We start from the raw sequence: 21349 nt of genomic DNA, 5'->3' as shown, positions 1-21349 counted from the left end.
TCCGGGCCCGACCGGTCCGGCCGGCGGGCGGGCTCGCCGCCGTACGCGGACCCGTCGTGGTGGGAGTCACGGCGCGGTGAGCGCGTGCACCCCCGGCGATAGGCTGAATGCATGAACGTCCGTGCACCACTCACCCCAGGCACGCTGTCCCCGTGGCGGCCGGTGCCGCCCCAGATCGCCCGACCGGAGTACGTCGGCAAGAAGCAGCCCGCCCAGTGGCGCGGGTCGCATGTGCAGACGGCCGAGACGATCGAGAAGATGCGGGTCGCCGGGCGGATCGCCGCGCAAGCCACGCAGCTTGCCGGTGAGCACTGCAAGCCGGGGGTCACCACGGACGAGATCGACCGGGTGGTGCACGAGTTCCTCGTCGACCAGGGTGCGTACCCGTCGACGCTGGGCTACCGGGGCTTCCCCAAGTCGTGCTGCACCAGCCTGAACGAGGTCATCTGCCACGGCATCCCGGACACCACGGTGCTGGAGGACGGCGACATCATCAACGTCGACGTCACCGCGTACGTCGACGGGGTGCACGGCGACACCGATGCCACGTTCTGCGTCGGCGAGGTCGCCGAGCCGAACCGGCTGCTGGTGGAGCGGACCCACGAGGCGATGATGCGGGGCATCCGGGCGGTCGCCCCGGGTCGGCAGATCAACGTGATCGGCCGGGTGATCGAGTCGTACGCCCGCCGTTTCGGATACGGGGTGGTGCGCGACTTCACCGGGCACGGCATCGGCGAGACCTTCCACAGCGGGCTCTACGTGCCGCACTACGACAGCCCCCGACCCACCGACGTGATGGAACCGGGAATGACCTTCACCATCGAGCCGATGATCACCCTCGGCACCCACGAGTACGACATGTGGGCCGACGGTTGGACCGTGGTGACCAAGGACCGGCGGTGGACCGCCCAGTTCGAGCACACGATCGTGGTGACCGAGGACGGTCACGAGATCCTCACCCTGCCATGACCGAAACCCCTGCGGCACTGCGTGAGGACCACCACGCCGACGTCTCCGGTGGCTGGCTGCGCCCCGCCGTCTTCGGCGCGATGGACGGGCTGGTCACCAACATCGCGTTGATCGCCGGCGTCGGCGGGGGCGGCATCGCGCCGCACACCATCGTGCTGACCGGTGTCGCCGGCCTCGTCGCCGGAGCGATCTCGATGGGCCTCGGCGAGTACACCAGCGTCCGCTCGCAGAACGAGCAGTTGGCCGCCGAGGTGGCCAAGGAGCGCCGCGAGTTGGAGCGGCACCCGGAGGCCGAGGCACAGGAGCTGGCCGACGCCTGGGTGCAGCGCGGGCTGCCCCGCCACCTCGCGGAACAGGTCGCCCTGGCCCTGCGGAGCAATCCCGAAGAGGCGCTGCGGGTGCACGTACGCGAGGAACTGGGGGTCGATCCGGACGAGCAGCCGAGCCCGTGGACCGCGGCGATCCTGTCGACGGTCTGCTTCTCCATCGGCGCCCTGGTTCCGCTGCTGACCTACCTGCTCGGCTTCACCAACCTCTGGCTGGCGCTCGGCGTCGGCGCGCTGGGCCTGTTCGTGGCCGGTGCGCTGGTCGCCCGGTTCACCAGCCGACCCTGGTGGATGAGCGGCACCCGGCAACTGCTGCTGGGTGTGGCCGCGGCCGTGGTGACGTACCTGGTGGGCCGGCTGATCGGTATCGGCGGTCCACTCGGCTGAGCCCGGACCGGCCGGGCTCAGGGCCGCGGATCGGGCGGCCCGGCGTTGTCTACGCGGCGGTGGCGGGGCCGTCCGGGGTGAGCCGGAAGATCCGGATGTCCCGTCCGCCGGCCCGCTCCACGTAGGTTTCGTACGCCGGCCATTCGTTGCGCAACAACTGCCACAGCCGTTCCCGTTCCGCGCCCTGCGCCATGGCGGCCCGGACCGGGCGCCGGGCACCGTCGAGGGTGATCGTGGCGGTCGGGTCGGCGAGCAGGTTCAGCGACCAGGCGGGGTGCTGGGTCTGGCCCCAGTTCGAGGCGATCACCACGTACGCGTCGCCGTCGCGTACGAACAGCAGGGGGTTGCTGCGGGGCTGCCCCGAGCGGCGACCGGTGGTCGTGATGATCAGCGACGGGGCGATGCCGAGCGCCACCACCCGTCCCCTGGTCAGGCGACCGATCAGCCGGTCGGCCGGTACGACGAACCGGACCGTCCGGGCGAACCAGCGTCGGTGGCTGAACCGGCGCACGAGCGTACCGAGTGCGGACATCGACACAGTGTGTCGGTTTCCGGGAAAAAGAAAAGCCCGCGTCGGGGTCGGCTACGGCTGTTCGGCGACGGGCTGCTCGGCGGCCGGCTGCGTAGCGGCTCGGCCCAGGGTCTCCAGGCAGTGGTCCAGCCAGCGGATCTCCGCCTCGGTCTGGAAGATCATCGCGTCCAGCACCAGCCGCCCGGACACGTTGTCCGCCCGGGTGTCGCGGATCTTGCGCCGGACGAACTCCTGCAACGCCCGCCTGCTGGCCGCCCGCTGGGTGTCCACCACCGTGTCGATGTCGACGCCCGGTGTGGCCAGCGCCAGCGCCAGCTTGATCGTCAACTCGTCCCGGGGCCGGTCGGTACGGGGCAGCGCCGTGCCGAACCACCCGGCCAGTTCCGCCCGTCCGGCCTCGGTGATCCGGTACGGCCGCTGGCCGGCGTCGTGTTCCGGCAACGATTCGACCAACTCGTCCCGGACGAGGCGGCCGAGGGTGGTGTAGACCTGCCCGATGTTGAGCGGCCAGGTGGCCCCGATCGTCTCCTCGAAGGCGGATCGGAGCTGGTAGCCGTACATCGGCCCGCGTTCGAGCAGGGCGAGCAGGCCGTAGCGGATGGACACGGCTACCGAGTATGTATACCGGGTATCCCGCTGGCAACTCGACGACGCGCCGCTCACGGGTGACCGCCACCCCGGTGTGCTCACCGCCACCCGGCCCGCCGGCTCCGGCCCGGTCCCCGTGCTCCGGTGGCCGCCGATCCCGGGCGGTACGTCAGGTCGGACGACCGGGAAACGCCACCGTGGCGGGGGAGATGCCGGCGGTGCGCCGCCACCGGGTCGCCCGTACGGCACAGTCGGTCAGCGCGTCCAGCGCCCGCCCGCGCTCCACACCGGTGGTGGTGGCGAGCGCCGCCCGCCAGACCGCTCCGGTACGTTCCTCGACCTCGACCGCCAGCCGCAGCGCGGACGCCGGATCGGTCACCGGGTACGGCAGCTCGTAGCTGGCCGCCGCCGCCGGAGCGGTACCCCCACCGGCGGTCAACAGCAGCACCAGCGCGTCCCGCCGGGTCCGGTGAGCGGCCTCGGCGGCCCGTGCGTCGGTGGCCGCGGCCCCGGTGAGTCGCACCCCGATCGGCCCGTACGCGAAAATCGCCGCGTATTCGGCGGCGAGTGCCGCGTCCAGTGGCCCGCTCATCCGTCCACCCCCGCCCGGTCCATCGCTGGCCCGCTCATCCGCTCGCTTCCCGTTCGGTCGATCGCCGGCCCGCCGGCCCGCGCGGCTGCTACCCGGGCCACCGCGGCATCACCCGCTCGACTCACCGCAGCACCTCCAGGTGGGTGGCCCGGGCCGCGGCGATGGTGCCGAGCAGGACCGCCCGGTCGGCCGGCGCCTCGGTGCAGGCCTTGGCCATGGTCTCCCGGCCCTCGGTCTCGGCCGCCCGCAACATCGCCAGGGCGCTCTTCGAGTCGGCGGCCGGCGTCGCCGCGCCCGCCGAGGCGCCGGCCGTGGGGCTGCCGCTGGGCAGGGCGGTGCCGGTCACCCGGGCAAGTTCGGCGGCGTGCGCCCGGTGCGCCTGTGCCACCGGTCCCAGCCGGTCTGCGAGTTCGGGGAAGGCCGCCACGGCGGAGTCGTACCGCGCGGCGAGATCGAGCGTGTTGGTCACCAGGGGAGCGAGCGGGTCGGGCGGCGGCGGCACCTGCTCGTCGCCGAACAGGCCGCAGCCGGTCAGTGACCCCGCTCCGGCGGTCAACGCCACCAGGCCGGCCGCCCGGATCAGGTCGCGCCGGGACCGCCCCCGTACGCGATGGTTCTGGTTGGTCTCCGCGGTCCGCACCGGGCAAGTCAACACCATGCGTCGCGGACCCCGGCCACAAGGCCGGCACCGGGCGTAACGCTCTGCCGGTGCGCCGCCCGGCTCGCCGGTCGGCCCGCGCGTTACGCTCTGCGCAGCCGCCGGGCGCGTCTGGGCCCGGTGGCGAACTGGCATGGCTGCCCGCACGGGCCGCCGACGATTCGGAAAGGGGTGCGGATATGACGCAGCGTGGCCGCGCTACCAGCCGGTCGACGGCTGGACCGCGGGCTGGTGAGCGGCGCTCCGTGGAGCGCCCTCGGGGTGATCTTACGGCTCGTCGGGCCCAACTACGGGCGGTGATCGAGCCGGTGGTGATCGCGCAGGGCTACGACCTGGAGGACATCTCGGTTTCCCGCGCCGGCCGCCGGCACGTGGTCCGGATCATCGTGGACGGCGACGGCGGCATCAACCTCGACGCGGTGGCCGACGTGTCCCGCGCCATCTCGGCCGCGCTCGACCTGGCCGAGGAGACCGGCGGGGACCTGATCGCCGGGGAATACCAGCTCGAGGTCAGTTCGCCGGGCGTGGACCGCCCGCTGACCCTGCCCCGGCACTGGCGGCGTAACGTCGGCCGACTGGTCAAGGTCACCACGAAGGGTGCCGGCCGGTCCGCGCCGGAGCAGCGTACGGCGGATCCGGCCCCCGGCGAGCGGCAGGTCACCGGACGGGTGATCGCCGCCGACGACGAGCGGGTGCGGTTCGACCTGGACGGGACGTCCGGGGAGTGGGCCTACGCGGATCTCGGCCCCGGTCGGGTGCAGGTGGAGTTCAGCCGGCTCGACGAGGTGGCGGACTCCGACCTGGCGGAGATCGACGACGACGAGTCCGACATGCACGACGACGACCTGCCCGATATCGACGACACTGACGACGAAGATGTGGAGGGCGAGGAGAGGTGAACATCGACCTCGCGGCACTGCGCGCCCTGGAGCGCGAGCGGGAGATTCCGTTCGACACGATCCTCGCGGCGATCGAGACCGCGTTGCTGACCGCTTACCGGCATACCGAGGGCTCGGAGACACACGCCCGGGTGGAGATCGACCGTAAGACCGGGGCCGCCCTGGTCTACGCCCAGGAGGTCGACGACGAGGGTGTGGTCGGCCGGGAGTGGGACGACACCCCGCACGACTTCGGCCGGATCGCGGCGATGACCGCCAAGCAGGTGATCCTCCAGCGGCTGCGGGAGGCGACCGACGAGGTGCACTTCGGCGAGTACGTGGGCCGCGAGGGCGATCTGGTCACCGGCGTGGTGCAGGCGCACGAGGGACGGGCCGAGAAGGGCATCGTCAGCGTCGACCTGGGCAAGCTGGAGGCCGTACTGCCCGCGCCCGAGCAGGTGCCGGGGGAGATCTACGGGCACGGCCAGCGGATCCGGTGCGTGGTGGTGCACGTGGCCAAGGGCTTCCGGGGACCGCAGATCACCCTGTCCCGTTCGCATCCCAACCTGGTGAAGAAGCTCTTCGCGCTGGAGGTGCCGGAGATCGCCGACGGCACGGTGGAGATCGCGGCCATCGCACGTGAGGCAGGTCACCGTACGAAGATCGCGGTCCGGTCGGCGGTGCCGGGCGTGAACGCCAAGGGCGCCTGCATCGGGCCGATGGGCCAGCGGGTCCGCGCCGTGATGAGCGAGCTGCACGGCGAGAAGATCGACATCATCGACTGGTCCGACGATCCGGCCAACTTCGTCGGCAACGCGTTGTCGCCGGCCAAGGCGCTGCGGGTCGAGGTGGTCGACCTGGCCACCCGGGCCGCCCGGGTCACCGTGCCGGACTTCCAGCTCTCGCTGGCGATCGGCCGGGAGGGTCAGAACGCCCGGCTGGCGGCCCGGTTGACCGGTTGGCGGATCGATATCCGGCCGGACAACGAGCAGGCGGCAAGCTCCGCGCCGACCGGTGCGCGGGGGTCCGCCGATCACGTGACGGAGCCGGGCGGAGCGATCTCGGCCGGGTAGGGGTAGACTTTCCCAGTGGTACGACGCGTGTGGCCGGTGCGCACCTGTGTGGGTTGTCGGCAACGCGCTTCGGCTGTCGATCTGCTGCGGATTGTCGCGGTCGGCGACGGGGTTGGCTACAATCTCCGACCTGATCCGGCCCGCAGACTGCCGGGTCGGGGGGCGCATCTGCACTTTGACTCGGCTTGCTTCGCGCTGGCACAGCGGCGCCGTGCCTTCGGGCGGGCGCTGCGTATCCCCGGTGTTCCAGATACCGGGGTGCTGGCCGAGCACATTGATGCGTCAACCACTACGTCCGGCCATCCGGCCGGGCGAGGGTCGCAAGCAAGGTAGGACGACCGACATGAGCACACGATGAAGTCCCAGAAATGACCAGGCTTCAAGTGCACGAGTGAGGTTGTTGCGGGTGCTGCCCGCACGACCTCGGAGTGAGGAGTGCAGTGGCAGGCAAGGCCCGCGTTCACGAGCTGGCAAAAGAGCTCGGGGTCGAAAGTAAGACCGTTCTCGCCAAGCTGAAAGAAATGGGCGAGTTCGTCAAGTCCGCGTCGAGCACTGTCGAGGCGCCAGTCGCCCGCCGGTTGCGCGGCGCGTTCGTCGCGTCGTCGAACCCCGCGGCCCCCGCCGCGCCGACGACCCCAGCCCCTCCGGCGGCTCCGTCGGCGACCCCCGGGGCAACCACCCCGGGCGAGCCTCGGGTGTCCGCCAAGCCCATGCCGCCCCGGCGGCCCACGGCGCCTCCGGTCCGGCCGAAGGGCCCGGTTCCGGGTCCGCCGCAGCCGGCCGCAGCCGCGCCGACCGCCAAGCCGGCGAGCGCGCACGACATCGAGGTGGCGGCCGCCGAGGCGCGCGCCTCGGCCCTGAAGGCGGAGCAGGAGGCGGCGGTCAAGGCCGCCCAGGCCGCCCGTCAGCAGCAGCGCGACACCGTACGCCGGGAACCGCCGGCCGACGGTGGCGCACAGACCCGGCCGCGTCCGGGTCCGAACGCCGTTCCGCCGCGTCCGGGCTCACCGGCCGCCCGGCCGGCGAACCCGGGTGCTCCGGCACCGGGTCGGCCCGGCCCCGGCGGTCGTCCGCCGGCACGTAGCGGTGGCAACAACCCGTTCGGTATCACCCCGGGTGGTCAGCGTCCCGCCGCTTCCGGCGGACCCCGGCCCAACCCGGCGTCGATGCCGCCTCGCCCGAGCCCGGCGTCCATGCCGCCTCGGCCGAGCCCGGCCTCGATGCCGACCCAGCGTCCCGGTCGTCCCGCTGGCGGCCCCGGCCGTCCGGGCGGTCCCGGCGGCGGTGCTGGTCGTCCCGGTGGCGGCGGCGGTGCCGGTGGCGGCTTCCGTGGCGGTCCCGGTGGCGGCGGTGGCGGTGGCGGTGGCTTCCGTCCCGGTGGTGGCGGCGGTGCCGGTGGCGGCTTCCGTCCCGGTGGCGGCGGTGGCGCCCCCGGTGGTGGCGGTTACCGCGGTGGTCCCGGTGGCGGTGCGCCGGCCGGTGCGGGCGCCGGTGGCGGTCGTCCGGGTGGCGGCGGTCGTGGCCGTGGCGGCGGCGCCGCGGGTGCCTTCGGGCGTCCGGGTGGCAAGCCGACCCGCGGTCGCAAGTCGAAGAAGCAGCGCAGACAAGAGTTCGACAACCTGTCCGCGCCGACCATGAGCTCGGGTGCCCCCCGAGGTCAGGGCCAGGTCGTACGGCTGTCGCGCGGTGCCTCGCTGTCGGACTTCGCCGACCGGATCAACGCCAACCCCGGTTCGCTGGTCCAGGAGATGTTCAACCTGGGCGAGATGGTCACGGCAACCCAGTCCTGTTCGGACGAGACCCTGCTGCTCCTCGGTGAGCACCTCGGCTTCGACGTGCAGATCGTCAGCCCCGAGGACGAGGACCGCGCCCTGCTGGCGCAGTTCAACATCGACCTCGACGCCGAGGTTGACGTCGCCCGGCTGGTCACCCGCCCGCCGGTGGTGACGGTGATGGGTCACGTCGACCACGGTAAGACCAAGCTGCTGGATGCGATCCGCAAGACCAACATGGTCGCGGGCGAGGCCGGTGGCATCACCCAGCACATCGGTGCCTATCAGGTGTGGGTTCCGCACAACGGCGACGAGCGGGCACTGACCTTCATCGACACCCCGGGCCACGAGGCGTTCACCGCCATGCGTGCCCGTGGTGCCCAGGTCACCGACATCGTGGTGCTGGTGGTCGCGGCCGACGACGGCGTCATGCCGCAGACGATCGAGGCGCTCAACCACGCCAAGGCGGCCGACGTGCCGATCGTGGTCGCGGTGAACAAGGTCGACAAGCCGGAGGCCAACCCGGACAAGGTCCGCCAGCAGCTGACCGAGTACGGCCTGGTCGCCGAGGAGTACGGCGGCGACACCATGTTCGTCAACGTCGCGGCCAAGCCCGGCATCGGCATCGACGAACTGCTCGAGGCGATCCTGCTGACCGCCGACGCGTCGCTGGAGCTGACCGCTCCGATCGACGGGCCGGCGCAGGGTGTCGCGGTCGAGGCGCACCTTGACAAGGGTCGCGGTGCGGTGGCGACGGTGCTGGTCCAGAAGGGCACCCTGCGGGCCGGTGACTCGATCGTCGCCGGTGGGGCGCACGGACGTGTCCGGGCGATGCTGGACGAGAACGGCAACCAGGTCGCCGAGGCCGGACCGGCACGTCCGGTGATGGTGCTCGGTCTGACCGCGGTGCCCAGCGCCGGGGACACGTTCCTGGCCGCCGCCGACGACCGTACGGTGCGGCAGATCGCCGAACAGCGGCAGGCGCGGCGGCGGGCGGCGAGCTTCGCCAACTCCCGTGGTCGGGCCACTCTTGAGACGCTCATGGAGCAGATCAAGGAGGGCGAGAAGACCTCGCTCAACCTCATCCTCAAGGGCGATGTCTCCGGTTCCGTGGAGGCCCTGGAGGACGCGCTGTTCAAGCTGGACATCCCCGAGGAGGTTCAGCTCAAGATCCTCGACCGTGGCGTCGGTGCCATCACGGAAAGCAACGTGATGCTGGCGAGTGCTTCGGCCGAGGCGGCGACGATCATCGGCTTCAACGTACGGGCCTCGAACAAGGTCCGGGAGATCGCCGACCGCGAGGGCGTGGAGATCCGGTACTACACCGTGATCTACCAGGCCATCGAGGAGATCGACGCGGCGCTCAAGGGTCTGCTCAAGCCGGAGTACGAAGAGGTCGAGCTCGGCAGCGCGGAGATCCGCGACGTGTTCCGGTCCTCCAAGATCGGTAACATCTCCGGTTGTATCGTCCGCTCGGGGGTCATCCGGCGTAATGCCAAGGCCCGCCTGCTGCGCGACGGGGCGGTCGTGGCGGACAACCTCACGATCAGCTCGCTCAAGCGGTTCAAGGACGACGCGACCGAGGTGCGCGAGGGCTTCGAGTGCGGTCTCACCCTGGGCAACTACAACAACGTCCAGGTTGGCGACATCATCGAGACCTTCGAGATGCGGGAGAAGACCCGCGCCTGACGAATAGGTCCAACTGATCAAGGGGTTTACGCCCACCCGGGCGTAAACCCCTTGATCATGCGGGGTGTCCGGGCGGTATCGTCCACTCGATGTTTACTGGAACCGCGGTTTTCGACGTATTGCTGCCGGGCGATTCCCGGTCACTGAAAGAAAAGCGATCCTATGTCCGCCCGGTCGTGGCGGCACTGCGCCGGTTCGAGGTCTCGGTCGCCGAGGTGGGCGGCCAGGACCTGCACGGGCGGGCGCAGATCGCGGTCGCCGTGGTGGCCGCCGAGGCGGGTCACGTGGGCGAGGTGCTCGACAACTGTGAGCGGCTGGTCGCCGGTCGGCCGGAGCTCGAACTGTTGTCGGTGCGCAGGAGGTTGCACGGCGAGGACGACTGAGCGGGCCGGTGCGGCCGTACCCGAGGGGACCACCCCGATGGGTGCCGCCGTCGGGTCGCCGCCCGGGAGCGCCTCGCGGTGGCTCGCAGGTAGTGTTCAAAAGTCGGCCGGTGGCCGCCGGTGGTGCACCGCACCACCGGCCCGCGCCGGAGGTAGCGATGCCGTGGAGGTGCGGAAATGACGGACCCGGCCAAGGTACGCCGGCACGCTGAGCGTGTCCGGGAGCTGGTGGCTTCCGTGGTGCGTACGCAGATCAAAGATCCTCGCCTCGGCATGATCACCATCACCGACGCCAGGATCACCGCTGATCTTCGGGAAGCCACGGTCTTCTACACCGTGCTCGGCGACGCCACCGAACAGGCCTCCACCGCCGCCGCGCTGGAGAGCGCCAAGGGCCTGCTGCGCAGCACCGTCGGCAAGGCGCTCGGGCTGCGCCACTCGCCGTCCCTGGCTTTTGTCCTCGACAACGTGCAGGACCAGGTCAAGCACATCGACGACCTGATCGCGGTGGCGCGCAGCGCGGACGAGGAGGTGCAGCGGCGGGCGGCCAACGCCGCGTACGCCGGTGACGCGCAGCCGTACAAGCTCGACGAGGATGAGGACGACGACGAGGACACCGACGCCGACGAGTCGGACGATCCGGCGGTCGACGCCGGTGACCGGCGGTGACCGGCTCGGCCGGCTCGGCGCTCGTACACTCGCCGGCCGACGCCGGTCCCAGCGAGACTGACTGGGCGTCGGCGGTGGCTGCGGTACGCGCCCTCTCGCCCGACGCCCGGGTGCTGCTGATCTGTCACGTCAACCCGGACGGTGACGCGCTGGGCAGCATGCTCGGCTGCGCCCTCGGCCTGCGCCGGATGGGTTTCCGGCAGCTCCAGGCGACCTTCCCCGGTCCGCCCGGCGTCGCCGAGCCGTTCGCCGCGCTGCCCGGTCTCGACCTGCTCGTGCCGGCCACCGATACCTGGACCGACCCGGATCTGGTGCTCTGTTTCGACGCCGCCAGCGTGTCCCGGATCGGCGACCTCGTCGACCGGCTGGACCGGGCCGGCGAGGTGGTGGTGCTCGACCACCACGCCTCGAACACCCGGTTCGGCCGGATCCACCTGGTCGACCCGTACGCGGCGGCCACCTCGGTGGTGGTGGAGGGCCTGCTCGACCGGTTGGACGTACCGCTCGACCGCGAGATCGCCGAGTGCCTCTACGTCGCGCTGACCACCGACACCGGCTCGTTCCGGTTCGCGATGACCACCCCGGCGGTGCACGAGATGGCGGCCCGGCTGCTGGCCACCGGCATCCGGCCGGAGGAGATCTCCCGTCGGGTCTTCGACACCCGGCCGTTCGGTGCCGTCCGGCTCTACGGTGACGTGCTCACCCGGGCCGAACTCGAACCGTCCGCCGCGGCCGGGCACGGGCTGGTCTGGACCTACGCCACCCTGGACGACCTGACTCGACACCAACAGCCGGCGTACGTGCTGGAGGCCCTGATCGACTCGGTGCGCTGCACCGCGGAGGCGGACGTGGCCTGCGTACTCAAGCAGGTGGCCGCGGCCGAGTGGGCGGTGTCGATGCGCAGCAAGGGTGCGCTGGACGTCAGCCGGGTCGCGGTGGCGCTCGGCGGCGGCGGGCACCGGCTGGCCGCGGGTTTCACCGGTCGCGGCGGCCCGGCCGAGGTGATCGGCGCGATCCGGGCCGAGTTGGAACGGGTCCTGGCCGAGCCGGAAGATCGGGGATAGCCCAGGGATTATGCACTTTCGGCACTCCGGCACCGCGGGCACAATCGGAAGATGGAGCAGCCCTCGGAAATAGCCGTCGATGTGCCGCGTCCCTGGGACAAACCCCTTGTTTCGGTCCCCGTACTCGCCTGTCTGTCGCTGGTTGGCGGCCAGCTACCGTCGTTCTCCCTGTCCGCGAACCTCTACACCCTGGGCACCGGGGGAGCGCTGATCTGGCTCGGACTCAGCAACCGGGTGCCCCGCCGCCCACCGCCCGCCCGCCCGGGTCCGGGCACGATCTGGTGGGTGCTGCCGGTTGCCGTCTTCGGGGTGTTCGAGGGGGCGACCTTCGCCCTCGGCTCCGGTGACGACTTCCCGACCTTCTCCCGCCTGGCCGACCCGCTGCTGACCGACGAGCTGACCCGGTCGGCCGTGTACTTCGGCTGGCTGGCGGCCTTCTGGGCGCTGGTACGCCGATGAGCGCGACCCGGATGCTCGCGATCGGCGGCTTCCTGCTGGCCTTTGTCCTGTTCGCCGTCGTCGAGTGGGCGGCCCGGCGGGAGGGCTCACGGATCCCTACTCTCGGTGACGTCTGCGCCCAGGTGATGCGGTACGAGGTGGGCCCGGTCCCGGTGGGCCGAATCGGCCTGTTCGGGTTCTGGTGGTGGCTGGGCTGGCACTTCTTCGCCCGCTGACACCGCAGGTCACAGCACCGTACCGTTCCGTATCGCGGGATTGGTGCACAGAATGTGGACCTGAACGATAGCTTGGTTTGTGATGCGTGCCACGGTGCCACACCCGGTGCCGGGCGCCTCCAGGGTCAACCGACCCGGGCTCACGCTGCCCTGACCGACCCCGTCCGGCGACCCCGGAGGGCGGGCCGGCGGCGATCAGCAGAACCCGTACGCGAACGGCCGCGTCCTTGTGCGGCCGGCGCAACCCTGGAAAGAGGAGCCGTCCCCATGGCCACCAAGAAGACCAAGCCGGAGAACACCGACGAGGCTCGCGAGCAGGCCCGTCGCGCGCTGCAGACGTCGATGGACACCCGCCAGTGACACAACCGGTGCGCGGCTGACGACCGAGACGAACCCGCTCGGCCGTCGGCCGCCTACCCGTTCCGGCACCCGCACCCCTGGGCGCCACATCTGTTTCGGTACCCGCACCCCTGAGGTCCGCGCCTGTTCCGGCCCTCGCACCCTCTGGTGGCCCCCGCCTGTTTCGGTACCCGCACCCCTGAGGTCCGCGCCTGTTCCGGCCCTCGCACCCTCTGATGGCCCTGCCTGTTTCGGTACCCGCACCCCTGAAGGCCGCGCCTATTCCGGCGCTCGCAGCCTCTGATGGCCGCCCGCCGTTCCGGCGTCCGCACTACTGAGTAAGTCCCGGTCGGGCGTTGCACTCCTTACGGGAGCCGTGCCAGGATCAGGCGCGATGAGCACCCCCACCGCCGCCGGCCCGCACCCGCCGCCGATCACCTCGCGCCGGATCGCCCAGCTGGCCGTACCGGCCCTGGTCGTGCTCGCCGCCGAACCGCTGTACGTGCTGGTGGACACCGCCGTGGTGGGACACCTCGGCCGGGTGCCGCTCGCCGCGCTGGCGGTCGCCGGCACGGTGATGACCCTGGTCGTCTGGCTCGGCACCGTCGCCGCGTACGGCACCACCGGCCGCTCGGCCCGTCGCTTCGGCGCCGGTGACCGCGCCGCCGCCGTGGCGGAGGGCGTACAGGCGTCCTGGCTTGCCCTCGCGGCCGGCGTACTCATTCTGCTCGTGGTCCAGATCGCGGCCGGACCACTCGCGCGGACCCTGGCCGGCGACGACCCGGCGGTGGCCGGCGCCGCCGCGGACTGGCTGCGGATCGCTGCCCTCGGCGCGCCAGGCCTGCTGCTCGCCGCGGCCGGCAACGGCTGGCTGCGCGGCGTGCAGGACACCCGCCGCCCGCTGTACTTCGTGCTCGGTCCCAACCTGCTCTCCGCGGCGCTCTGCCCGCTGCTGGTCTACCCGGCCGGACTCGGCCTGGTCGGCAGTGCGGTCGCCAACGCCACCGCACAGACCCTCGGTGGCATCCTCTTCGTCGGCGCGCTGGTCGCCGAGCGGGTGTCGCTGCGCCCCCGTCCGCCGATGATCGTCGGCCAGCTCGTGCTCAGTCGCGACCTGCTGGTACGCGGCGCCGCCTTCCAGGCCAGCTTCCTGTCCGCGACCGCCGTCGCCGCCCGGTTCGGCGCCGCGTCGGTCGCCGCCCACCAGATCGCCCTGCAACTCTGGTTCTTCACCGCGTTGGTGTTGGACGCGTTGGCCATCGCCGCCCAGTCGCTGATCGGCGCGGCGCTCGGCTCCGGCGACGTGGCCGGCGCGCGGGCGCTGGCCCGCCGGCTCGCCCTGGTCGGCGGCGCCTGCGGGATCGTCTTCGCGCTGCTGGTCGCCGCGGGTGCCGGGGTGGTGCCGTCCTGGTTCAGCGCCGACCAGCAGGTACGCGAACAGGCGCTGGTCGCGTGGCCGTGGTTCGTCGGCATGCAACCCATCGCCGGGGTGGTGTTCGCCCTCGACGGGGTGCTGATCGGGGCGGGCGACCTGCGTTACATGCGCGACCTCACCATCGTCGCGGCGGTCGGCGCCTTCCTGCCCGCGATCTGGGCCGCGTACGCCCTCGACCTGGGCCTCGGCGGTATCTGGGCCGGACTCGCGTTGTTCCTGGTGGTACGCCTGGCCGGCCTACTACTCCGGCTACGCAGCGGCGCCTGGGCCGTAGCCGGCGCCACCCGCTGACCCCCACCCCCACCCCGCTCCGGCCCCACCCCGCTCCGGCCCCGCCCCGCTCCGCCCCGCTCCGCCCCGCTCCGCCCCGCTCCGCCCCGCTCCGCCCCGCTCCGCCCCGCTCCCGCCCCGCCCCGCTCCCGCCCCGCTCCGGCCGGCGATCTTGCAGTTGTGGTGCCCAGAATGCGTTGCTTCTGATGGTTTACGCACAGCCACAAGTGCAAGATCGCCGGGCTTCTGGGGTGGGGCGGGGCAGGGGGGGCGGGGTGGGGGTGGGGTGGGGGTGGGGTGGGGGGTGGGGGGTGGGGGTCTGGCAGGCTTGGCGGTTGTGAGCGTCGACGGTCTGATCGTGGTGGACAAACCCAGCGGCATGACGTCGCACGACGTGGTGGCGCGGATCCGTCGCTTCGCCCGGACCCGGAGGGTCGGGCACGGCGGCACCCTGGACCCGATGGCGACCGGGGTGCTGGTGATCGGTGTCGGACGGGCGACCCGGCTGCTGACGTACGTGATCGGTGCGGGCAAGCGGTACACCGCCACGATCCGGCTCGGTCAGTCGACGATCACCGACGACGCCGAGGGCGATGTGGTGACGCAGGCGTCGGCGGGCGGGATCACCGACGAACAGGTCCGCGCCGGCCTGCTCCCGCTGACCGGTGAGATCGACCAGGTGCCGAGCGCGGTGAGTGCGATCAAGATCGACGGGCAGCGGGCGTACAAGCGGGTCCGTGACGGCGAGGCGGTGCAGCTCGCGGCCCGTCGGGTGACGGTCTCGCGGCTCGACCTCCTGGACGTCCGACGTCCGACACCGGAACTGGTGGATCTCGACGTCGACGTGACCTGCTCGTCCGGCACGTACATCCGGGCGATCGCCCGGGACCTCGGTGTGGCACTCGGCGTCGGTGGGCACCTGACCGCGCTGCGGCGTACCGCCGTCGGCGGTTTCGAGCTGACCGAGGCGGTGACCCTGGACGAGTTGGCCGAGCGGGAGCCGCAGGACGTGGTGAACCTGCCGGTCGAGGCGGCGGCCCGGCGGTTCTTCACCTCCCGGCAGGCGGACGCGGCCGAGGCGAAGGTGCTCTCCCACGGTGGTCCGCTGGAACCGGCCGGCATCGACGGCCCGTACGCCGTGTTCGACCCGGCCGGCGGTCTGATCGCTATCGTCAGCGAGCGGGGCGGCCGGGCCCGGGCGGAAATCGTGCTCGCCCCGGCCTGACCAGGGGAAGCGGGCCCCGGCCTGACCAGGAGAAGCGGGACCCGGCCTGACCGGGACGAGCGGGACCCGGCCTGACCGGGACGAGTGGGACCGGCCGGCGGCGCGGGGCGGACAGCGTGCCGGGCGGTGCGGGGTGAACAGCGTGCCGGGCGGTGCGGGGTGAACAGCGTGCCGGGCGGTGCGGGGTGAACAGCGTGCCGGGCGGTGCGGGGTGAACAGCGTGCCGGGTGGTGCGGGGCGGACAGCGTGCCGGGCGGTGCGGGGTGATCGGAGTGCCGGGCGCGGGACGCGGGCGGCCGGGTACGGACTGAAGCGGAGGGGACGCGGGATGCAGCGTTGGCGGGGGTACGACGGGGTGCCGGGCGGCTGGGGTCGGTCGGTGGTGACCATCGGTGTCTTCGACGGGGTGCACCAGGGGCACCAGGCGATCATCGGGTACGCGGCGAAGCGGGCCCGAGAACTCGGCGTGCAGTCGGTGGTGGTGACGTTCGACCCGCACCCGTCCGAGGTGGTCCGGCCGGGTACCCACCCGGCGGTGCTGACCGAGCCGACCCGGCGGGCCGAGCTGATCGAGGAACTCGGTGTCGACGTGCTCTGGGTGGTGCCGTTCACGCCCGAGTTCTCCCGGCTGACCGCCGAGGAGTTCGTGCACAACGTGCTGGTGGAGAACCTGCACGCGGCGCTGGTGGTGGTCGGGGAGAACTTCCGCTTCGGGCACCGGGCCGCCGGTGACGTGGTGCTGCTGGAGCGGCTCGGCCGTACGTTCGGCTTCGCGGTGGAGGGTGCGCCGCTGGTCGCCCGGGACGAGACCGTCTTCTCCTCGACGTACATCCGGGCCTGTGTGGCGGCGGGCGACGTGGCCGCGGCCACGGCGGCGCTCGGCCGGCCGCACCGGCTGGAGGGCGTGGTGGTCCGGGGCGACCAGCGGGGGCGGGAGATCGGCTTCCCGACCGCGAACCTGCTCTGCCACCGCTACGCGGCGGTGCCGGCGGACGGGATCTACGCCGCCCGGCTGGTCCGGCACGGCGGGCGGACCGGCCAGGAGCCCGAGGTACGGCCGGCGGCGGTGTCGATCGGCACCAACCCGACCTTCAACGGCCGGGAGCGTCGGGTCGAGGCGTACGTGCTCGACTTCGCCGGTGATCTCTACGGGGAGCGGCTGGCGATCGACTTCGTCGCGCGGCTGCGCGAGACCCGCCAGTACGACGGTATCGATCCACTGGTCGCGCAGATCAACGAGGACGTGGCGCAGGTCCGTCAGCTGCTGGGTTGAGCGGCGCGGCCGGCCCTTCAGGGGGTTGACGTACCACGGGCTGGTAATGTGACGGGGACGTCGGGTCACCGACGAGGGTCCTCGCGCGCCTGCACGACGCCGCGGGTGCGAGGTATTCACCAGAAACCCACCAGAACAGGGAGAAAATGGCGCTCGATCAGGAAGCCAAGAGCAAGATCCGGCAGGAATACGCGACCGTCGAGGGCGACACCGGTTCGCCGGAGGTCCAGGTCGCGGTCCTCACCAAGCGCATCGCCGACCTCACCGAGCACCTCAAGGTGCACAAGCACGACCACCACAGCCGTCGTGGTCTGCTGCTGCTGGTCGGCCGTCGTCGCCGGCTGCTCAACTACATGCAGAAGAAGGACATCAGCCGCTACCGGACGCTCATCGAGCGCCTCGGCCTGCGGAGGTGACTGAGCGGGGGAGTGGCGCGACGTCGGGTTCGTCCCGGCGACGACCGCTCCCCCGACCCGTCACCGACGAATAACAGGGGCCAGCGCGACCACCCAACGGGAACAGGTCGGCACCGGTCCTCGGTAGTGGCCCCCGGGCGCCCGACACAAGTCGGCACCCCGGGCGCTTCGATCGAAGACCGGCCGTTCGGACAGTTCCCCTGTGCCAACCGGGCGCGCGCCGGAACCCACCGGCGCAGAGGGCGGTCGTGAGCCCCACGACCGAAGGAGTGCAACACACTCATGACCGAGCAGAACAATCTCGGCACCGAGCAGAGCAAGGCCGTGATCGACAACGGTGCGTTCGGCACCCGCGAGATCACCTTCTCCACCGGCCGCCTGGCCCGCCAGGCCGCCGGCTCCGTCATCGCCCAACTCGGCGAGACCGTGGTCCTCTCCACGACCACCGCGGGCAAGCAGCCCAAGGAGCAGTTCGACTTCTTCCCGCTCACCGTCGACGTCGAGGAGCGGATGTACGCCGCGGGCCGGATTCCCGGTTCGTTCTTCCGCCGCGAGGGGCGCCCGAGCGAGGACGCGATCCTCACCTGCCGCCTGATCGACCGGCCGCTGCGCCCGTCCTTCGTCAAGGGCCTGCGCAACGAGGTCCAGGTTGTCGAGACCGTGCTGGCGCTCGACCCGCAGCACCCGTACGACGTGGTCGCGATCAACGCCGCGTCGATGTCCACCAAGCTCTCCGGTCTGCCGTTCTCCGGCCCGATCGGTGCGACCCGGATGGCGCACGTGGACGGCCAGTGGGTGGCTTTCCCGACCCACGAGGAGCTGGCCCGGGCCACCTTCGACATGGTCGTGGCCGGCCGCACGCTGCCGGACGGCGACGTCGCGATCATGATGGTCGAGGCCGAGGCGACGGCGAACACCGTGGCGCTGGTCGCCGGCGGTGCCACCGCTCCGACCGAGGAGATCGTGGCCGGTGGCCTGGAGGCCGCCAAGCCCGCCATCCGTGAGCTGTGCCGGGCGCAGAGCGCGCTGGCCGAGGTCGCGGCGAAGCCGGTGGCCGAGTTCCCGCTCTTCCTGGACTACCAGGACGACACGTTCGAGGCGGTCGCCGCCATCGCCCGCGGCGACGTCGCCGAGGCGCTGCGGATCGCCGGCAAGGCCGAGCGCGAGGAAGCCCTCGACCTGATCAAGGACCGGGTACGCGAGCAGCTCGCGACCGACTTCGAGGGACGCGAGCGCGAGGTCAGTGCCGCCTTCCGGTCGCTGACCAAGTCCGAGATGCGTGCCCGGGTGCTGCGTGACCAGGTCCGGATCGACGGCCGTGGCCCGCGCGACATCCGGCCGCTGACCGCCGAGATCCAGGTGCTCCCGCGGGTGCACGGCTCGGCGCTGTTCGAGCGCGGCGAGACGCAGATTCTCGGCGTCACCACGCTCAACATGCTCCGGATGGAGCAGGCGCTGGACACTCTCTCCCCGGAGAAGTCCAAGCGCTACATGCACAACTACAACTTCCCGCCGTACTCGACCGGTGAGACCGGCCGGGTCGGTGCGCCGAAGCGCCGCGAGATCGGCCACGGGGCGCTTGCCGAGCGGGCCCTCATCCCGGTGCTGCCGGCTCGGGAGGAATTCCCGTACGCCATCCGGCAGGTTTCCGAGGCGCTCGGCTCGAACGGCTCCACCAGCATGGGTTCGGTCTGCGCGTCCACCCTGGCGCTGCTGAGTGCCGGTGTGCCGCTGAAGGCGCCGGTCGCCGGCATCGCGATGGGTCTGATCTCCGACGAGGTCGACGGCAAGACCCAGTACGTGACGCTGACCGACATCCTCGGTGCCGAGGACGCGTTCGGTGACATGGACTTCAAGGTCGCCGGTACGCCGGACTTCGTCACCGCGCTGCAGCTCGACACCAAGCTCGACGGCATCCCGTCGGACGTGCTGGCCGCCGCGCTGCAGCAGGCGCACGAGGCCCGGACCACGATCCTCGGGGTGATGCAGGCGGCGATCGAGGGCCCGGCCACGATGTCGGACTACGCACCTCGGGTGACCACGGTGCGGATCCCGGTCGACAAGATCGGCATGGTGATCGGGCCGAAGGGCCAGACCATCAACGCCATCCAGGACGAGACCGGCGCCGAGATCTCGATCGAGGACGACGGCACGATCTACGTCGGCGCGACCAACGGCCCGTCGGCCGAGGCCGCGGTGGAGCGGATCAACGCGATCGCCAACCCGACGCTGCCGAAGGTCGGGGACAAGTTCCTCGGCACCGTGGTGAAGACCGCCCCGTTCGGCGCCTTCGTCTCGCTGCTGCCCGGCCGCGACGGCCTGCTGCACATCTCCAAGGTCGGCGATGGCAAGCGGGTCGAGCGGGTCGAGGACTTCCTGAACGTCGGCGACCGGGTCGAGGTGTCGATCGCTGACATCGACGCCCGCGGCAAGATCTACCTGGACAAGGTGCGGCCCGAGGGCGAGGCGGCACCGGCCGAGGCGGACGGCGCCGACCGTCCGGCCAGCCGGGGCGGCGACCGTGGCCCGCGCGACCGGGGCGACCGGGACCGGGGCGACCGGGGCCCGAGCCGTGGTGAGGGCGAGGGTGGCGGTGAGGGCGGCGGCGAGCGTCGTCGCCGGGACCGCCGTAGCTGATCCACAGGGTTGACCAAACGGGCCGTGTCCTGTCGATCACGTCGATGGGACACGGCCTGTCCATCTCCACCGAGCTAGGAGTCCTGGTTCCTTGAAGCGGGATACGCAACCACCATTTCTCCTGACTCGGCCGGGACTGGGCCGGACCACGGGTGCGCACCGGGCGCCGGCTCGGGCGGTGACCCGTACGCTCAGCGCCGATCCACTCGGCGGCACCGTACGTCGTACCGTGCTGCCCAGCGGTTTGCGCATCCTGACCGAGGCGATCCCGACCGTACGCAGTGTGTCGTTCGGCGTCTGGGTGTCGGTCGGCTCGCGGGACGAGACCGGCTCCTCCGCCGGTGTCTCGCACTTCCTCGAACACCTGCTGTTCAAGGGCACGAACAAGCGGAACGCGCTGGAGATCTCGGCCGAGATCGAGGCGGTGGGCGGCGAGACGAACGCCTTCACGACGAAGGAATACACCTGCTACTACGCGCGGGTGCTCGACCAGGACCTGCCGCTGGCCATCGACGTGATGTGCGACCTGGTCGCCGACTCGGTGCTCGACCCGGCCGACGTGGAGACCGAGCGCGGGGTGATCCTCGAAGAGATCGCCATGCACGACGACGAGCCCGGCGACGAGGTGCACGACCTGTTCGCCACCGCCATCTACGGCGACCACCCGCTCGGCCGGCTGATCTCGGGTACCGAGGAGACCATCTCCCCGATGACCCGCCGGCAGATCCAGACCTTCTACAAGAAGCGCTACACCGCGCCGAACATCGTGATCTCCGCCGCCGGCAACCTCGACCACGCGACCGTGGTCAAGCTGGTCCGCCAGGCGCTGCGCGGCACCCCGCTGGACACCCCGGCGGCCGAGCCGGCGCCGCCGCGTGCGGCCACCCCGGCGGCGAAGACCAGGGTCGGGCGTACGGCGGTGGAGCACAAGGAGACCGAGCAGGCGCACGTGATCCTCGGCTGCGCCGGCATCGGCCGGGTCGACGACCGGCGGTTCGCGCTCGGGGTACTGAACAACGTGCTCGGCGGGGGCATGTCCAGCCGGCTGTTCCAGGAGATCCGGGAGCAGCGCGGGTTGGCGTACTCGGTCTACTCCTACGCCAGTCAGTACGCCGACAGCGGCGTGTTCGCCGTCTACGCCGGTTGTGCGCCGGGCAAGGTCGAGGAGGTCCTGGGCCTGGTCCGGGCCGAGTTGGCCGAGGTCGCCGCGAACGGCATCAGCGCCAGCGAACTGGCCCGGGGCAAGGGCATGGCGAAGGGCTCGTACGTGCTCGGCCTGGAGGACACCGGTTCCCGGATGAGCCGGCTGGCCAAGGGCGAGATGCTCTTCGGTGACCTGCTCTCGGTCGACCAGCTGCTGGCCCGGGTGGACGCGGTCACGGCCGAGGAGGTCAACGCGCTCGCCGCCGACCTGCTGGCCCGCCCGATGTCGCTCGCGGTGGTGGGCCCGTTCGGCGAGGACGACTTCGCCGCCAACGGCTGACCATGCCGGCCGGTCCG

The 21349-nt window shown here is 71.7% G+C and carries 20 protein-coding genes and 1 pseudogene; 17 read left to right on the top strand and 4 right to left on the bottom strand.

Translation table 11 applies throughout. The annotated features are described in order from the left end of the window. The first annotated feature begins 111 nt into the window (after nucleotides 1-111). Nucleotides 112-969 carry a type I methionyl aminopeptidase gene (gene map, locus AB0J90_RS23525; protein WP_363599098.1) on the top strand — a complete coding sequence of 286 codons (858 nt, stop codon included), beginning with the start codon at nucleotides 112-114 and terminating at the stop codon, nucleotides 967-969. Next, nucleotides 966-1682, top strand: coding sequence for a VIT1/CCC1 transporter family protein (locus AB0J90_RS23520; RefSeq protein WP_363599096.1), 717 nt, complete (start codon nucleotides 966-968; stop codon nucleotides 1680-1682). The genes map and AB0J90_RS23520 overlap by 4 nt, the downstream gene beginning before the upstream one ends. 49 nt (nucleotides 1683-1731) lie before the next feature. On the opposite strand, the gene AB0J90_RS23515 is transcribed toward AB0J90_RS23520, so the two are convergent. From AB0J90_RS23515 to AB0J90_RS23500, 4 genes are all read right to left on the bottom strand, one after another. Continuing rightward, nucleotides 1732-2214 (bottom strand): nitroreductase/quinone reductase family protein, encoded by a 483-nt coding sequence (locus tag AB0J90_RS23515; protein WP_363599094.1) that lies wholly within the window; start codon nucleotides 2212-2214, stop codon nucleotides 1732-1734. Nucleotides 2215-2265: 51 nt separating this feature from the next. Then, entirely contained in the window at nucleotides 2266-2820 is a 555-nt protein-coding gene (locus AB0J90_RS23510) for a PadR family transcriptional regulator (RefSeq protein WP_363599092.1), read from the bottom strand. Nucleotides 2821-2971: 151 nt separating this feature from the next. Beyond that, nucleotides 2972-3394, bottom strand: a complete 423-nt coding sequence (locus AB0J90_RS23505) for a ferritin-like domain-containing protein (RefSeq protein ID WP_363599090.1) — start codon at nucleotides 3392-3394, stop codon at nucleotides 2972-2974. A gap of 121 nt (nucleotides 3395-3515) precedes the next feature. After that, entirely contained in the window at nucleotides 3516-4034 is a 519-nt protein-coding gene (locus AB0J90_RS23500; RefSeq protein WP_363599088.1) for a hypothetical protein, read from the bottom strand. Between the two features lie 197 nt (nucleotides 4035-4231). Here AB0J90_RS23500 and rimP point away from each other — a divergent pair, with 197 nt between their 5' ends. From rimP to AB0J90_RS23425, 15 genes and pseudogenes are all read left to right on the top strand, one after another. Further along, entirely contained in the window at nucleotides 4232-4951 is a 720-nt protein-coding gene (gene rimP, locus AB0J90_RS23495) for a ribosome maturation factor RimP (protein WP_363599086.1), read from the top strand. After that, nucleotides 4948-6003 (top strand): transcription termination factor NusA, encoded by a 1056-nt coding sequence (gene nusA / locus AB0J90_RS23490; protein ID WP_363599084.1) that lies wholly within the window; start codon nucleotides 4948-4950, stop codon nucleotides 6001-6003. The genes rimP and nusA overlap by 4 nt, the downstream gene beginning before the upstream one ends. Before the next feature lie 15 nt (nucleotides 6004-6018). Next, a pseudogene (locus tag AB0J90_RS23485) lies at nucleotides 6019-6350 on the top strand (YlxR family protein). A 93-nt stretch (nucleotides 6351-6443) separates the two neighbouring features. After that, the gene (gene infB / locus AB0J90_RS23480) at nucleotides 6444-9464 is read left to right on the top strand and encodes a translation initiation factor IF-2 (protein ID WP_363599082.1); all 3021 of its coding nucleotides are present in this window, start codon (nucleotides 6444-6446) and stop codon (nucleotides 9462-9464) included. A gap of 89 nt (nucleotides 9465-9553) precedes the next feature. Beyond that, nucleotides 9554-9847 (top strand): DUF503 domain-containing protein, encoded by a 294-nt coding sequence (locus AB0J90_RS23475; protein WP_363599080.1) that lies wholly within the window; start codon nucleotides 9554-9556, stop codon nucleotides 9845-9847. Nucleotides 9848-10024: 177 nt separating this feature from the next. Then, complete coding sequence (gene rbfA / locus AB0J90_RS23470) at nucleotides 10025-10516, top strand: 30S ribosome-binding factor RbfA (RefSeq protein WP_363599078.1); 492 nt, start codon at nucleotides 10025-10027, stop codon at nucleotides 10514-10516. Beyond that, nucleotides 10513-11580: a bifunctional oligoribonuclease/PAP phosphatase NrnA gene (locus tag AB0J90_RS23465; protein ID WP_363599076.1), complete on the top strand. Its 1068-nt coding sequence runs from the start codon at nucleotides 10513-10515 to the stop codon at nucleotides 11578-11580. The genes rbfA and AB0J90_RS23465 overlap by 4 nt, the downstream gene beginning before the upstream one ends. A gap of 51 nt (nucleotides 11581-11631) precedes the next feature. Continuing rightward, a complete protein-coding gene (locus tag AB0J90_RS23460) occupies nucleotides 11632-12039 on the top strand; it encodes a hypothetical protein (RefSeq protein ID WP_363599074.1) in 408 nt (135 codons plus the stop codon). Further along, nucleotides 12036-12254 carry a DUF6186 family protein gene (locus AB0J90_RS23455; protein ID WP_363599072.1) on the top strand — a complete coding sequence of 73 codons (219 nt, stop codon included), beginning with the start codon at nucleotides 12036-12038 and terminating at the stop codon, nucleotides 12252-12254. The genes AB0J90_RS23460 and AB0J90_RS23455 overlap by 4 nt, the downstream gene beginning before the upstream one ends. Before the next feature lie 733 nt (nucleotides 12255-12987). Then, nucleotides 12988-14319, top strand: coding sequence for an MATE family efflux transporter (locus AB0J90_RS23450; protein ID WP_363599070.1), 1332 nt, complete (start codon nucleotides 12988-12990; stop codon nucleotides 14317-14319). Between the two features lie 316 nt (nucleotides 14320-14635). Next, the gene (gene truB / locus AB0J90_RS23445) at nucleotides 14636-15523 is read left to right on the top strand and encodes a tRNA pseudouridine(55) synthase TruB (protein WP_363599068.1); all 888 of its coding nucleotides are present in this window, start codon (nucleotides 14636-14638) and stop codon (nucleotides 15521-15523) included. A gap of 328 nt (nucleotides 15524-15851) precedes the next feature. Continuing rightward, a complete protein-coding gene (locus AB0J90_RS23440) occupies nucleotides 15852-16796 on the top strand; it encodes a bifunctional riboflavin kinase/FAD synthetase (RefSeq protein WP_363599066.1) in 945 nt (314 codons plus the stop codon). Between the two features lie 146 nt (nucleotides 16797-16942). Then, nucleotides 16943-17212 (top strand): 30S ribosomal protein S15, encoded by a 270-nt coding sequence (gene rpsO / locus AB0J90_RS23435; protein ID WP_121159027.1) that lies wholly within the window; start codon nucleotides 16943-16945, stop codon nucleotides 17210-17212. 282 nt (nucleotides 17213-17494) lie between these two features. Further along, nucleotides 17495-19849 (top strand): polyribonucleotide nucleotidyltransferase, encoded by a 2355-nt coding sequence (locus tag AB0J90_RS23430; protein WP_363599064.1) that lies wholly within the window; start codon nucleotides 17495-17497, stop codon nucleotides 19847-19849. Between the two features lie 136 nt (nucleotides 19850-19985). Next, entirely contained in the window at nucleotides 19986-21332 is a 1347-nt protein-coding gene (locus AB0J90_RS23425; protein WP_363599258.1) for a pitrilysin family protein, read from the top strand. Nucleotides 21333-21349 lie beyond the last annotated feature (17 nt).

Origin of the sequence: Micromonospora sp. NPDC049523, from assembly GCF_040676775.1 — a bacterium.
Classification (GTDB): Bacteria; Actinomycetota; Actinomycetes; order Mycobacteriales; family Micromonosporaceae; genus Micromonospora_G.
Note: the sequence above shows the minus strand (reverse complement) of the source record. Positions and strands in the feature narration are given on the sequence as shown.